The 279-nt window shown below is 63.4% G+C and carries 1 protein-coding gene; it reads left to right on the top strand.

Features of this window, described 5'->3' with window-relative positions; genetic code table 11:
* On the top strand, positions 1-279 hold a 279-nt coding region (locus tag QN399_RS26305; RefSeq protein WP_330201942.1), incomplete at both ends, for a hypothetical protein.

Raw genomic sequence — 279 nt, 5'->3', positions numbered from 1 at the left:
GACCATCCTGCCGCCATCGACGAGCGACCTGCCATGTTTCGACCATGTTCTGCACATGGTCGACGACGGCCAGGCCAGCATGGCGCATCAACGTATCATCATGGCCTGCGCGGACGCAGAGCAACTGGTCGGGGCCTGTACGGGCCGCCATCTCTGCCTCATGCGCGTCGAGGACTACGTGCTGATGGATCAGACCCGTTTCCACGGCCGCGGTGTCGAGCCGGGCAAGCTCATCGCAGGCGCGGCAACCGCCCTGTTCTTCTTCGATCACCTGTGCAA

This window comes from Pseudomonas sp. 10C3 (assembly GCF_036346185.1).
Lineage (GTDB): Bacteria > Pseudomonadota > Gammaproteobacteria > Pseudomonadales > Pseudomonadaceae > Aquipseudomonas.
This window is presented reverse-complemented; position numbering and strand designations above follow the sequence as displayed.